This is a genomic window from Streptococcus oralis, assembly GCF_023109155.1.
GTDB lineage: Bacteria > Bacillota > Bacilli > Lactobacillales > Streptococcaceae > Streptococcus > Streptococcus oralis_BZ.
The window spans coordinates 238,116-251,292 of record NZ_JALDUA010000001.1 but is presented as its reverse complement, the minus strand read 5'-3'; the positions used below and the strand labels follow the sequence as shown (position 1 = coordinate 251,292).

Below are 13,177 nucleotides of genomic sequence, written 5' to 3'. Positions count from 1 at the left end.
CTTCTCCTAAACTCCTCCAAAACGGCGATTGCGATGGTTAAAAGCAGCAATAGCTTCCTGCAAGGCGGCTTCATCAAAATCAGGCCACAAGGTATCCGTAAAGTAAAGCTCGCTATAAGCTGCTTGCCATGGCAAGAAATTACTTAAACGCAACTCACCACTCGTACGGATAATCAAATCAGGATCCCGCAAATCCTTTGGCAGGTGTTGCGTGAAAAGATAGTCCCCAATCATATCTTCTGTGATGTCACCAGGGTTTATTTTAGCATCTAGAACATCTTGAGCCAAGCCCTTAAGAGCCTGCGTAATTTCAGCACGGCCACCATAGTTAAGCGCAAAATTGAGAATCAAGCCCGTATTGTTCTTAGTCAATTCCTCTGCTTTTTTCAAAGCTTCAAAAGTCGGCTTAGGCAAACGATCTGTCTCCCCAATCATCTGAATCTTAACGTTATTTGCGTGCAATTCAGGGACGTAGTTATCATAAAATTCGACTGGCAAGTTCATGATAAACTTGACTTCTTGATCTGGGCGTGTCCAATTTTCCGTTGAAAAGGCATAAACCGTGATGACCTTAACTCCCATCTTGTTAGCTGCCTTGGTCACCTTTTGGAGGGCTTCCATCCCCGCCTTATGACCAAAAACCCGTGGTTGCATCCGTTTTTTAGCCCAACGACCATTCCCATCCATGATGATGCCAATATGAGCAGGAACCTGTGTTGGAACCTCGACTTCTACAGCTTTATCTTTCTTAAAAAATCCAAACATGTTCTTATTCCTATTCAAAAATCTATCGTTTCATTATACCATATTTCCCTATTTTCTTCTATTGCTAAGTTATTAGCTCTCCGTACAGACAAAAAATAAGCCGCCTGATTGGGCGACTTAATTTTATAGGGAGATTATTATGAAAAAGTTTTAGGAGTTTAAGTTAAGTTCCTCTTAACTTATGAACCTAGTATACCGTCCCTAACTTAAATTTTTCTTAAGTTTTTTGAAAAAGTGAGATTTTTCCATTTTTCTTGCCAATTTTTCTTGGACAAGCGTTCTTGATAGAGCTTCATTCGGTCCTCATTCTCTAAGAAATGAGGAGTTGGGGAAACCTGAAAATTCAAAATATCCTCTAGACCATAGGGCGCAAAGAGCTCTATAGTTGCGTCCGCATGCAAGCGGAGTCCTATCGCCGTACACTGTTCCGGATATTTACTCATGGCATCACAAGAACTCGTGTAAGGCACAGTGTGGGGACTGTGCAGATGCATATAGACCTGATTTTTCAACTCCCACTGATATTGAGGGAAATCTTCTCTCAGCTTTTTCTCTAGGGATACTGTTTCCTCATAAGAAACATCTGGATCAAAGAAAATCACATCAACATCCGTCTCCCGGTCAAAAGGCGATTTGTCTGACAAGAGATTCCAGATGAAATTCCTGACAGAACCTGCTGCCATCCACGAGTCTTTCAGATCAAGATCACGAATGATGGTCAGAATGGTCATCATATCTGGATTTTCTCTGAAAGCATCTAGAATTTCTTGTTCATTTTTCACTGTATTCATACCCTAAATGCTCATATGCCTTAGCCGTTGCAACCCGCCCAGAACGAGTTCGCATGATGAAACCTTTCTGAATCAGGTAAGGTTCGTACATATCTTCGACCGTCTCACGCTCCTCGGCAATATTAACAGAAAGAGTTCCTAAACCAACTGGACCACCACCGTACATCTCAATCATGGTGCGAAGGATTTTTTGGTCTACATAGTCCAAACCTTCATGGTCTACATCTAGCATGGTCAAAGCATTATCGGTAATAACATCATCGATAACCCCATTTCCCATAATCTGGGCAAAATCGCGCACGCGCTTAAGGAGGCGATTGGCGATACGAGGAGTTCCCCGACTACGCAAGGCCAGCTCAGCAGCTGCCTCGTGGGTGATTTCCATCTCAAAGATATCTGCCGTCCGCTCAACAATCTCTGTCAAGTCAGCGTGGGCATAGTATTCCATATGACCTGTAATCCCAAAACGTGCCCGTAGCGGATTTGAGAGCATCCCCGCACGTGTTGTCGCACCAATCAAGGTAAAAGGCGGCAAGTCCAAATGGACACTGCGACTGCCCTCTCCAGCCCCAATCATGATGTCAATGTAGAAGTCCTCCATGGCACTATAAAGCACCTCTTCCACCGACATGGGCAAGCGATGAATCTCGTCAATAAAGAGAACGTCTCCAGGCTCCAAATCATTCAAAATCGCTACCAGGTCACCCGCTTTTTCAATGACAGGACCTGACGTTTGCTTGAGATTGACTCCCAGTTCATTGGCAATAACAAAGGCCATGGTTGTTTTCCCGAGACCTGGAGGACCAAATAAAAGAACATGGTCCAGTGCCTCATCCCGCATTTTGGCAGCCTCGATAAAGATTTGCAGCTGGTCCTTGACCTTATCCTGCCCAATATATTCACGTAAATGCTGAGGACGGAGGGTACGTTCTACCAACTCCTCATCCCCCATGATTTCATTATCTAAAATTCTACTCATGGCTCTATTATATCAAAAATCCAAGCCACAAACAAAAAAGCCACCTGATTGGGTGGCCTCTTTAGGGAGATTATTATGAAAAAGGTAAAATAAAATCTTATTAAATCAACGCTTTTGGAGGGTGCCCCCTCCAACTCCCCGACCTCTGGACAAGGTCTATTTTTTTTTGAAAAAATTTAAAAAACTTTATCAAAACTATTGACTTTATACAACTTTAGTTGTATAATAGACACATAAGGTTAAGGAGGAAACCTTAGACAAGGAAACTAGTAGAAAGGAAAACAAAATGTTTAAGTTCAAAAAGAAGCCACTCAAAGTAAAAACAAATAAGCTAGTCATCAAAATAAACTTATTTATAATCAGCTTTGAATGGCACATCGAATTTGGATAGTGAGAAATCACTATCCACCCCTTCGGGGGTGTACTTAAATTATAACAGGAAAAATAATGAAAGTAAATCTAAAAATTAGAAAAACCACCAAGCGTGAAAAAGTTGAATTTATTATTGGACTTCTTCTACTCCTATTTGCAGTTTGGTATTTTATGAGGTGATATATGTCAGTAGATATTAAAGCTATCCGCTGGCTTTTAGAGAACGCCACAGCCTATGCTATCAGCAAAAACTGTGGCGTATCTATTCAGGCCGTGGATAAATATAAAAATGGTGTATCAGATATTATGAACATGCGCCTAAAACATGCTATCAGTATGACTGATTATGCCTATACGTTACAAGAAAAACAGTGATTTTTTCACTGTTTTTTTCTAATTTCAGAGCAAACAAAAAAACCGCAAGCAAATGCCTGCGGTTTTGTGTAATCTATTTTGAAGTCTTTCTATTTTTATTTTGTTGTAATCAAACCATCCGGTTCAACTACAAACGCTGCTTTATCAGCCATACGCCCATCTGATAGAAGTAGATACCAGCCGTCGTTGTAACGTACAAACGTATCGGATTTCATATCACCGTTAGTAGCATCACAATAATACCAATTATCGTAATACTTGATCCAGCCGGTTTGCATCGAGCCATCACGGTTGAAGTAATACCATTTCCCGTTGATTTTTTTCCAAGAAGTAGCCATGTAGCCATCCTTGTCAAACCAATACCATTTACCATCAGTGTGCTTCAACCATTTTTCCGCATACATATATCCTTCAGCATCGAAGTAGAACCATGACTTATTCTCTTCAATATACTCAAATTGGTCTTTTGGATAAGAACCGTTTGCACGAACGAACCAGTAACCAGTATCGTCATTTTGCCAGCCAGTTTTGACTTCTTCGGCAGCTGCAGATGGATTAGTCAAGCGATACACATAATAGTATGGTCGTCCAGCATAGAGCCAAATATCGTCATGATCGTTCACTGTAATACCGTCGAAACGATAGTTACAGTGGATAATGTTATCACTATCCACGAAAATACCAGTATGGCCACCTGCTCCGCTAGAATATCCACGACGCCCCCAAATGAAGATATCTCCACGTTGAGCATCCCATGGCTGATTTTCTGCGATGAGTTCATAACCGTTCTTCTTGAGCCAGTCATGCTCATACTCAGTATTGACCGCCCAACCAGCTGATACGGCTCCAGCGCTCAAAAGAGCGTAGTAGATTGAACTAGAACAGTCGTAAGAGTCCGGACCATTGCGGTCGTCCATGCTATAAGATACTTGCCCTTTTCGAGCACGCATCCAAGCAATAGCTGTTTCAAGATTTAGTCCCATTTTTATTCCCCTTTCCAGGCATCATTCATTTTCTTGACCGATGCCTCGATAAATGTATCAAGATCTTTGTCAGTCATGCTGATATTGTATTTGGTAAGCTCTGCACGGATTTTGGCGCGGGCTTGCTCCAGCTTCTCTTCACCTTTATAGCCAGTCTCGGTTGCGACCTGTTCCACGGCATTGACTGCGTTTTTAGCCAAGATTTCAACAATCTTAATTGTCTTTTCTCCACCTTTTTTGATGAGAAAATCTTTAATCGATTTAACTGCGATTCCAGCCAAAATGACAAGAATGCTGATTGCTCCATTTGCGATAATTTCATTGATTTGTTGCATGTGTTATTCTCCTTTATTTTTATCTTCATCTTTTTCAAGCAAGCGTTGAAATGCTTTTAAAATTGGCTGAAAAAGAGTGACATTTCCTTTTAATTTACGATAATTTTCAATGAGTGATTGAAAAGTAAATGCGATGTACCCGAGATAGATTGAGTACAAGAATGCAAAACCTGTCTTTTCAGGCAACAAAACGGACATCGGGATGAGAATCATCAGCAAGAGGACTCCTAAAATTTTTCGAAGGAGCCCATTGATACCGATTTTGCTCTTATACTCGATATCGGGATTGGCAATAGCTGCAATCGTTCCAGTTAAGAAATCAATGATTTCCATTGAAACAATCAATGCAAGAGCGTACAATACCAGGCCGTCTTCGGTCTGGACTACGCTTCTTAGAAAGTTGAAAAATTCGATTTGCATACACACCTCTATTCTTTAGGTTCATACTTCCATGCTGCGCCTGTTCCGTCAAGTTCAAGGCGACCGTTGCGAGCAAAATCGCTGACAGGTTCACCGTTGTAAGTAAATTCACGGTTAAGCTGAACCAAGACACGCTTGCCTTCACCATTCACTTCAACGTGCGCTGGGTCTTCGATAGTAATCAAGTCATGTGCCATGTAATGTTTCCCAACTTCAGCAAGTGGAATCAACTCTACCAATTCCTTATAGATAGTTCCATAAGCGATTGTCTTGCCTGCTACAGCATTTAAAACGACCGCATGGATGATTTTACCATAGCGGTCAGTTTCTTCTTGATTATGCTTAACTGCTTGGTCTGTTGCCGTCTGTTTCGCTTCAGTTTCAGCAAGTTTATGAGTCGCTTCTTCAAGTTTAACTTGAGTCTGAACAATAGCGCTTGCTGGATCTAATTCAGCCTTGATAATATCCAGTACCGCTTGAATCAAGGCATCCTCTTGCTCAGTCGTGCGGTCACCTACCAGCTCGCGCATGTTCGTACTGTAGCGAGTTCCATCTTCTAAACGGATTTCAACTACTGTTCGGATATTATCGCCCGAACCACGAAGATATGGTCTGGTTGCTAGTTCATAGTTATTGATTGCCATTTGTCATTTTTCCTTTCACTTCTTCAAATTTCGCTTTGAGCTCTTCATCTGATTCGATGATTCGTTTCATCTGCTCAAACTCCATAGCGGTTACTGTATAGAGGGCTTCGAGCGTTGCTGACTGAGTAGCCTCATTACCGACTTTTTCACCAAGCGACTTAATCGCTAAGTTGCTGATTTGTTTGTCTTGTTCGTTCATGCTGTTTTCTCCAATTTTTCTATTTTTTGATTTAATTCTTGAATGGCCTTGATTAGATAAGGCACAAGTTCAAATGTGCGATAAGAGTACGCACCGTCTGGATTCTCGTAGAATGCTTCAGGAACATATTTCTGGACATCTTGCGCCATAATACCGCAAGCGATATCCTCAATTTTTTCATCGTATTCTTTGCGATAACTGTACGTTTTTAGATTTTCGATAACATCAAGGCCTGAGACTGTACTAGCTTCGATATTATGCTTGTAGCGACGGTCTGATATTTCTTTATTTAAAGGTATCCAGTCGGAACCTCCAAAGTTCTCCCCGGATAAATACACATATCCATTTGACCGAGCAATTTTATTGTAGTCTGGAGAATAAATCCAGTATCCTCTGTTATATTTATCCTTTTGGTAAAAAATATTCCCGCCAACATGCAAATCCCCGTGAATAACTGGAACATTCCAAAAATGCGCTTGATTATAACACTTCATTTCTCCGCGAGCGTTGACAAACCACGCTTTTTCACCAGGTTTGTTCCAGTCATCCCCCCAATTCACCCAAAGGGCTGTTTTGTCCCAATTCTCTGGGCCGACATCACCCATACCGACTCTAAAACTATTTGATCCCGTTATCCAATAAGTATGAGGGTCCTTATCATGTGTACCAATCTGGAATCCACCGATTTTCCCTTTGTACCCTTCAAGCAAGGTCGCAGATACTACTACTGACCGCAATTTGTTGATGAAGGCTTCTTTAGCAGCAAGCGTGTCAGTGAAGATATCGCTTGAGACGAACATCCGAGCCATTGCCTGGTCCATGATTAGCTTATCGGCTGTGATAGTCCTTGAGCCGATAATCTCAGCGTTAAGCTTAGCGAAATTACCCTCGCCAACAAATAGTCTCTTGAAGTAACCATCAATGGCCGTGAGTTCGTCCAGCAAGGTCTTACCTTTCAAACGAATCTTCTCAGCTTCAATCAAGATTTGATTGTTAGTCGCATTGATTTGCGAAACGATTGAGCCTGCACTGGTCAAATTTTGAACGGCCCATGAGCCAGCAAGTTGACTCTGAACCGTGCGAATCGCTTCGTCCGTATCTTCAGGAGCTTCTGAAAATGGAGTTGACACTGTTCCAATTTCAACTTTTGGAAACGCAATCCAAACAGTCGCAGCGGTAAATACATGCATGATTACTTCATTACTTGCATTTGAATTCTCGCTTTTCGTTAGCTGAATATCATAGAATTTCCAATCAGTGGTCAACGAGACACCTTCAACACTGTTACGATATCCAGATCTAGCTTGGAAATTCGTGTTATTGACAGTTGATTTTGCCCAAAAGCTGAAACGCACAGATTTATTGCGCATTTCATCTGCTGTATTCAGACGCATATCTCCACCGGTTCTAAACGTAACCTTTTGATTGTTCGGCTTCCCGTTAAAAGTCGATACAATCTTTAACGTATTAGCTCCTCTGAATTTAATATTCGCATCTATACTTAAAGCAAGTTGTCCTTGTGTTTGCTCAATACTGTCATCTACATGATATGTTGAATAACGTTGATGAAGGTCACGCTTAAACAATGAATTAAGAAATAGATTTCGTCCACCAGCCGAAGCTTTTGCGACCTCAACTTGAAATAGTTGATTCGTCAGAGCCATGCGAGCAACCTTATCAGCAATGTCAGACTCGCTACGACCGATTATCCTCTCATAGAGCTTGCTAGTCTCTTGCACTCGTTGAAAATCAAGCAAGTTAGCTTTGCCAGCAATCTGTGACGTAATACTTGCAAATTGCCCATCAACCGTCTGCTTGTACTGAGCAATCTTTGAAGCGATATCATTGTTCGTCTGCGTGCTTATCGCACTAAATCGACGTTCAAGACCTCTCACATCTTCTTGATATGTCGATTTCGCGACATAGTCGTTAGAGATATTTTGATGAAGAGTTGCGATATCAGCTCTTGCTCGCTCACTGATTTGCTTCGCTTCTTGAGCAACATTTGAGACAGCACCAGTGTTTCTCAAGGCTTCTTCAGCCCTGCGCTTGGCTTCTTGTATCGAAGCGTTGTCAAAGCTGTCGAAACGCTGATTGATAGTATCAGAGAGTTCTCTTTTAACTTCTTCAGCTTTAGCCCTAGCAAGTTCGATACCGTCCAAAATTTCTTGTCTAAGCAATCCAGCTTGATGATCAAAGTCTAAGTCAGCATTTTGAAGAGCCTTTTCAAGGGCAATTTCTTGTGCGGTTCCTGTCACACCAAGGATTGCATCAGCTGCGCTAGATAAGCCACCAGAAGCTCTAGAACCACCAGTTCCTGCCTTATCATCAAAAGTCAGAGAGATATATTCTTCCTTCAAAGCGTCGAACTCATAAGCAATAGCTTTCTTGAATGCATCAACATTGTGTTTCCAGCTCTTGAGATTGACCGTATCACCCATGTGAACTACTTGGCCATCAAGTTCATAAGCTTCAATCTTGATAGCGTCAGAGACCTTGTCAATGCCCTCATTTGAGAACTTAGCCTGTGCCCACTTCTGCAGCTCTTCAACGGATTTTGCATTGTTATTCTCATACTCTTTTTCGTTTATGTAAGGATAGGAATTAATAAGAGGACTATCAACAGTCACTCTGATAGTCGTTTCCTTTTCAGCACCTTCAGGCTTAAACGTCGATTTGGCATGGATTCTTGTGACAACATTCTGACTATTCCTTGTACGTTGATAGTCCTTCAGATTCTTATGCGTTGTAATAACAACACCACGATTCTCCCCACGACTCTTCTTCACTGTCAGAGCGAAATTGTCACGCACCAGCTCGCCTTCCCATGTACCAACAATGCTGTGCTTACCGTCCAGCAATACAGAGTATAGAGTTTCTGTTTCAGTCGTATTGAAGGTCCTACGATCCTGGATATCACTGTTGAATGAGAAGTCCCCAAGAGACGTTTTGGTATGTTGGACCATGCGAGAAAGAGCCATACCACAGCTTTGACTAGTCACACTCATTGGTGTGATAGAACGTTGCATCACATCATCTGAAATGTGATAGGCGGTGATTTCTAGATGGTCATTGTGCTCAACAGGTTTCTTGATGCGAAATAGCTGCGCACCAAGAACAGGAGTCGGCGCTTTTATCAGCATATCTTCTTGGATGAGCTGATAAATACTAGAATCAGAAATAGGATATTTCACAGTTAGGGTGAAATCGCCATTCATGGTCTCTTTAACAATCGCCGAAGTCGCTTCATGAAGTGGCTCCCCGTTCCATCGAACAGTTTTTACATCTTTATTAAGTAGATAAAGCAATTATGCCCACCCCCAAACCGTTTCGATTTCAAGCGATTGAATACCTGGACCCAAAACAACCCCAACATTCTTAAGTTTCGCTGGATCAACTGTGATAAAATCCCCTGACCATTTGACTTGCTTCCCTGTTGTTGTTTTAAAACTTGGATTGTCAGGATTATTGACCATCACAAGCGACTCAGTGAGTCGTTCAAGACGGATGACCTGACCAGCAATTGTAAACGAAGTCTCAACAGCGCTCTGGCCAACGATTGTGATTTTAGGAAAGGCAAGAGCAGAACCTTGAACAGTCAAGGTCCCACTTCTTGCCAACCTCTGTGTATCGGTTCCTTTAAAGTATTTTGTAGGGTGGCAAGTGAAGGTTGCTTTGGTCATATAAAGACCAGGTTTCACTTCTTCAAGATCGGTCACATTGACCTTATAGCACCAAAGTCGAGTTGTTTTGACTCGCTCGCTCTCTAACCAGAACTTCTCACGGATGAACAGACTCATAAATTGGTTCATCTGTTCTTCAGTAGGTTTAACCAAGTAAATCGTATAAGTTTTTTTGACCAATTCCCTATGCTTGTTTGTCTGAACGATTGCTCCACTGATACCACCATGCTCCAAGAGAGCCGTCTTGCTCTCTCCAAGAGTAATTGAAGGAGAATCATGGACAATAACTTTGAAAGGAAAAGACGATGTTCTCACACCGTCAATCACAAGTTCATTATGTTTTACCATGCAACCCCTCCTCTCAATTGTGTCTTACGTTGCAATTCGTCAGCAATCCGCTGAGCTACCTCATCAGCAATCCGACTGATGTCTGATTCTTCTCTGACAGTGTTACCAGTAATGGTAATGTTGATGGTCGGTGAAGTCCCGGCCATAGTCTGAGCGATGCCTCTACCAATAGCGCCAAGTGTTTTGTCGTTGAGTGGTAATACTGCTTCATTCCCAGCTTCACCACCAACCATGAGGTTATTGCCATTCATTCCAAAGATGGTTGGTTTCGTCATGATACCACCTTTGGCATACCATTCGATGCTGATACTTGGAACACCCTGACTCAACCAGTCGAGTGGATTGGCCGAACCACTTACAGAGAAGTGAGGTAGTGGGATGTGTGGCCAACTAATGCTGAAGTTGAACAATCCTTTGATGGCGTTGATAGCCGTGCTGACAAGATCCTTCGCTCCATTGATAGCACTGCCAATGGAATTTTTAATCCCATTCCACACGCTTGAAACAGTGCTTGAAATGCCATTTAATACGCTTGATACTGTTCCTGAAATTCCATTCCATACGCTTGATACTGTGCTTGAAATGGCATTCAAAGTATTTGATATAAATGACTGTATCGCTGAAAAGATGGTTTGAGCCACGCTTTGGATTCCTTGCCATACAGTAGAGAATACTCCCTTGATGCTTTCCCAAGCCCCTGACCAGTCACCAGTAATAATTTGCATGACTGTTTGGATGATACCAAGAACCACATTTATTGCTGTTTCAACAACTGTTTTGATAATTTCCCAAACGGTCGTGATGACCAGTTGAATATTGTCCCAAGTGGCTTGAATGAGTGGACCTAGATAGGTCATAACTGTATCAATAACTGCTGAAATAGCATTCCATACAGTCTCAGCACTTACTCGAATAAGTTCCTGATTCTCTGTCCACCAATCCACAACCGTCCCAAAGATACTCATGACAAAATTAGAAATCTCTGATACGACTGCATTGATGACCTCGAGGATTGCATTCCATACGGTTGTTACGGCTTCTCTGAATCCTTCGTTGGTCTCCCAAAGATGTTGTACAATTACAACGATTGCTGCTATTGCTGTCACAACCCCTGCCACAATTCCTATGATTGGGAGCGCTGCTGCAATCATGGCACCAAAGGAAGACATGAATACAGCTTGTATTGTTAAGATTATAGGAGCTAGTACTCCTGCAATTGTGATGACTGTCCCTAATATGACAACGAACTCTTTAATCGGTCCAGGTAGGCCTCCGAACCACTCAGCAAGACCTTTGACGATATTACCTAACATTTCAAAAACAGGAGCTAAGACTTCTGCGATTGCAGCACCCAACTCTGACATAGCCAAAGTAACCGAATTTTGAGCTGTCTTAAATTTGTCGATAGGATCAAGCGTAGATTCGTATGTTGAGGATACTAGTCCGGCTGATACTTGGGATGTATAGCCTAATTCTTCAAAACTTAGTGCTCCACGTTTGATTGCGTCAACCATTTGAGGAGCTTTTTTTGCTCCAAAAATTTCCATCGCAGTGCTAAGAGCTTCTGTCTCACTCTTACTATTTTTGATAGAATCGATGGTTTCTTTCAATCCCTCTGTCATAGATTTGCCTTTTTTGGCATAAGCTCCTGCAGCTTTGGTCAAACCAGACAATGCAGCAGATGAATCAACACCGTGTTGCTCCAATTGGCCAATAAGGGTGACCGCTTCTTCAAAACTTAGACCTAGCAACTTAATTTGAGGTGCACCGTCAGTTGCCTTTTTCATCAGGTCATCTACCGAAACACCCGTAGCTTGAGCCACGAAAGTGGTCGAATCTAAAACAGTAGATAAATTTTCGACAGACAATCCATAAGCTTCCAATGCTTGTTTCGATTGTATGGTCGCATTAGTTACATCAGAACCATTTATTTCTGCAAATTTTATAACGTCCTCTGAAGCGTTTTTCAATGCTTCTCCGGTCAATTGGAATTGTGTGTTGACTTCTCCCACGGCATTCCCGACAGTTGAAAAGTCTGTTGGTAACTCTGTCGCAATATCATTTGCGATTTTTTGCATTCCTTCAAGTGCTTCACCACCAGCACCAGTTTTAGTAACGATGGTATCCATACCCTCATCCACTTGGCGAAAGGCTTCAAGGGCACTCTTCCCGAAATCAACCAATTTTTGACTGATATCTGATAGTTTTTCAGAAAATTGATTGAGCAATTCAGCTTTTAAAAGATTATTTGTCTCGCTTAAGGTTCCGCTCGCTTGTTTGCCAGCGTTCCCAAGCTTACTCATCTCTTGAGAGAGATTCGAGTAAGCTGTTTTAGCTTGATTCAACTGCGTTTCCATCTTATTGGCTTCAGCTGAATTTTCACCATACTCTTGCTTTGTAAGAGCTAGTTGCTTTTCTAGATTTTCAATCTGCCGAGCAACAATATCAGATTGAGCTCCAATTCTTTTCTCAGCAAGCGCCAACTTGTCAGCTTCACTTGCATTAGCTCCTAGCTGACTTTCTTGCAATTTGAATGAACTGACTACTCTTTCATTCTCGCTCGCTAGTTGCTTCTGCTCATTTTGCAACTCTTTTAATTGGTTCTTGTTGTTCTGAGTGGCATTTCCGTTCTCAGCAAGTGCCTGGTTGACGCCAGCAAGCTTACTCTCATATCCCTTTAGGACGTTTTGAGTAACTTCGACTTCACGTTGGAAAGAACGGTACTGATCAGCACCGATATCCCCGTTTTTGAACTGCTGTTCCACCTGAGACTGAGCTTGTCTCAAGGTTTCCAGTTTCTCCTTAGTCGTCGCAACTTGCTTTTGCAAGACTTCTTGCTTCTGAGTCAGGAGCGTTACGTTCCCTGTATCAAACTTCAAGGCCTTGTCAATCTGTTTCAACTCCTGACTCGCATCAGTAGCAGCCTTATTGACATTTTTCAGCGCCTTCTGTAAAGGCTGCGTGTCGCCATCAATTTCAATTTTGATACCTTTGATATTTCCTGCCATATTTCCTCCTTTCACAAAAAATAGAAAAGCGCTGAGAGAACTTCTACGACTGATAATGCAGTTAGGGCAATGAACTTGACCTCAGAATCGCTCTCTCAGCACTCATTTTTTCTTTAAAAACTGTCAAAATCAGCTTGCGTGGCCTTCCGTTCGCCACCCTTGTCCTCACTCCGTAAATTCACATAATCCGTCTGGTAATCCAGAGCCATTCCGATTGAGATGTGCTTTAGATCATCGATAGACAGACCAGTTTCTTTACAGCAAGATAAGTATGA

12 protein-coding genes are annotated in these 13,177 nt (G+C 42.1%); 1 reads left to right on the top strand and 11 read right to left on the bottom strand.

Annotated features, from left to right (window positions below; genetic code table 11):
- Window positions 1–6: 6 nt before the first annotated feature.
- From uppS to ruvB, 3 genes are all read right to left on the bottom strand, one after another.
- The gene (gene uppS / locus M1F63_RS01365; RefSeq protein ID WP_000466705.1) at window positions 7–765 is read right to left on the bottom strand and encodes an undecaprenyl pyrophosphate synthase; all 759 of its coding nucleotides are present in this window, start codon (window positions 763–765) and stop codon (window positions 7–9) included.
- A gap of 206 nt (window positions 766–971) precedes the next feature.
- Window positions 972–1,556, bottom strand: coding sequence for a nucleotidyltransferase family protein (locus M1F63_RS01360; protein ID WP_247940544.1), 585 nt, complete (start codon window positions 1,554–1,556; stop codon window positions 972–974).
- The gene (gene ruvB / locus M1F63_RS01355) at window positions 1,537–2,535 is read right to left on the bottom strand and encodes a Holliday junction branch migration DNA helicase RuvB (RefSeq protein WP_282184250.1); all 999 of its coding nucleotides are present in this window, start codon (window positions 2,533–2,535) and stop codon (window positions 1,537–1,539) included. Before ruvB ends, M1F63_RS01360 begins: the two co-directional genes overlap by 20 nt.
- 555 nt (window positions 2,536–3,090) lie before the next feature.
- On the opposite strand from ruvB, the gene M1F63_RS01350 reads away from it, so the two are divergent.
- Window positions 3,091–3,282, top strand: a complete 192-nt coding sequence (locus tag M1F63_RS01350) for a hypothetical protein (protein ID WP_061418822.1) — start codon at window positions 3,091–3,093, stop codon at window positions 3,280–3,282.
- A 95-nt stretch (window positions 3,283–3,377) separates the two neighbouring features.
- Here the strand turns inward: M1F63_RS01350 and M1F63_RS01345 are convergent, their stop codons facing one another.
- The 8 genes from M1F63_RS01345 to M1F63_RS01310 are packed head-to-tail and all read right to left on the bottom strand — an operon-like array spanning window position 3,378 to window position 12,902.
- Window positions 3,378–4,265 (bottom strand): peptidoglycan amidohydrolase family protein, encoded by an 888-nt coding sequence (locus M1F63_RS01345; RefSeq protein ID WP_247940543.1) that lies wholly within the window; start codon window positions 4,263–4,265, stop codon window positions 3,378–3,380.
- A gap of 2 nt (window positions 4,266–4,267) precedes the next feature.
- Complete coding sequence (locus M1F63_RS01340; RefSeq protein WP_247940542.1) at window positions 4,268–4,600, bottom strand: phage holin; 333 nt, start codon at window positions 4,598–4,600, stop codon at window positions 4,268–4,270.
- Window positions 4,601–4,603: 3 nt separating this feature from the next.
- Window positions 4,604–5,020: a phage holin family protein gene (locus M1F63_RS01335; protein WP_125425275.1), complete on the bottom strand. Its 417-nt coding sequence runs from the start codon at window positions 5,018–5,020 to the stop codon at window positions 4,604–4,606.
- A gap of 8 nt (window positions 5,021–5,028) precedes the next feature.
- Entirely contained in the window at window positions 5,029–5,664 is a 636-nt protein-coding gene (locus M1F63_RS01330) for a hypothetical protein (RefSeq protein ID WP_247940541.1), read from the bottom strand.
- Entirely contained in the window at window positions 5,651–5,863 is a 213-nt protein-coding gene (locus M1F63_RS01325; protein WP_247940540.1) for a hypothetical protein, read from the bottom strand. Before M1F63_RS01325 ends, M1F63_RS01330 begins: the two co-directional genes overlap by 14 nt.
- The gene (locus M1F63_RS01320; protein ID WP_247940539.1) at window positions 5,860–9,171 is read right to left on the bottom strand and encodes a phage tail spike protein; all 3,312 of its coding nucleotides are present in this window, start codon (window positions 9,169–9,171) and stop codon (window positions 5,860–5,862) included. Before M1F63_RS01320 ends, M1F63_RS01325 begins: the two co-directional genes overlap by 4 nt.
- The gene (locus M1F63_RS01315) at window positions 9,172–9,894 is read right to left on the bottom strand and encodes a phage tail protein (protein WP_247940538.1); all 723 of its coding nucleotides are present in this window, start codon (window positions 9,892–9,894) and stop codon (window positions 9,172–9,174) included.
- Entirely contained in the window at window positions 9,888–12,902 is a 3,015-nt protein-coding gene (locus M1F63_RS01310; RefSeq protein ID WP_247940537.1) for a phage tail tape measure protein, read from the bottom strand. Before M1F63_RS01310 ends, M1F63_RS01315 begins: the two co-directional genes overlap by 7 nt.
- Between the last annotated feature and the right edge of the window lie 275 nt (window positions 12,903–13,177).

Excerpts from the sequence above, each read along its gene's own strand:
- M1F63_RS01315 (WP_247940538.1), bottom strand. The coding sequence starts at position 9,894 with ATGGTAAAACATAATGAACTTGTGATTGACGGTGTGAGAACATCGTCT.
- M1F63_RS01345 (WP_247940543.1), bottom strand. The coding sequence starts at position 4,265 with ATGGGACTAAATCTTGAAACAGCTATTGCTTGGATGCGTGCTCGAAAA.
- M1F63_RS01310 (WP_247940537.1), bottom strand. The coding sequence starts at position 12,902 with ATGGCAGGAAATATCAAAGGTATCAAAATTGAAATTGATGGCGACACG.
- uppS (WP_000466705.1), bottom strand. The coding sequence starts at position 765 with ATGTTTGGATTTTTTAAGAAAGATAAAGCTGTAGAAGTCGAGGTTCCA.
- M1F63_RS01330 (WP_247940541.1), bottom strand. The coding sequence starts at position 5,664 with ATGGCAATCAATAACTATGAACTAGCAACCAGACCATATCTTCGTGGT.
- ruvB (WP_282184250.1), bottom strand. The coding sequence starts at position 2,535 with ATGAGTAGAATTTTAGATAATGAAATCATGGGGGATGAGGAGTTGGTA.
- M1F63_RS01325 (WP_247940540.1), bottom strand. The coding sequence starts at position 5,863 with ATGAACGAACAAGACAAACAAATCAGCAACTTAGCGATTAAGTCGCTT.
- M1F63_RS01360 (WP_247940544.1), bottom strand. The coding sequence starts at position 1,556 with ATGAATACAGTGAAAAATGAACAAGAAATTCTAGATGCTTTCAGAGAA.
- M1F63_RS01350 (WP_061418822.1), top strand. The coding sequence starts at position 3,091 with ATGTCAGTAGATATTAAAGCTATCCGCTGGCTTTTAGAGAACGCCACA.
- M1F63_RS01335 (WP_125425275.1), bottom strand. The coding sequence starts at position 5,020 with ATGCAAATCGAATTTTTCAACTTTCTAAGAAGCGTAGTCCAGACCGAA.
- M1F63_RS01340 (WP_247940542.1), bottom strand. The coding sequence starts at position 4,600 with ATGCAACAAATCAATGAAATTATCGCAAATGGAGCAATCAGCATTCTT.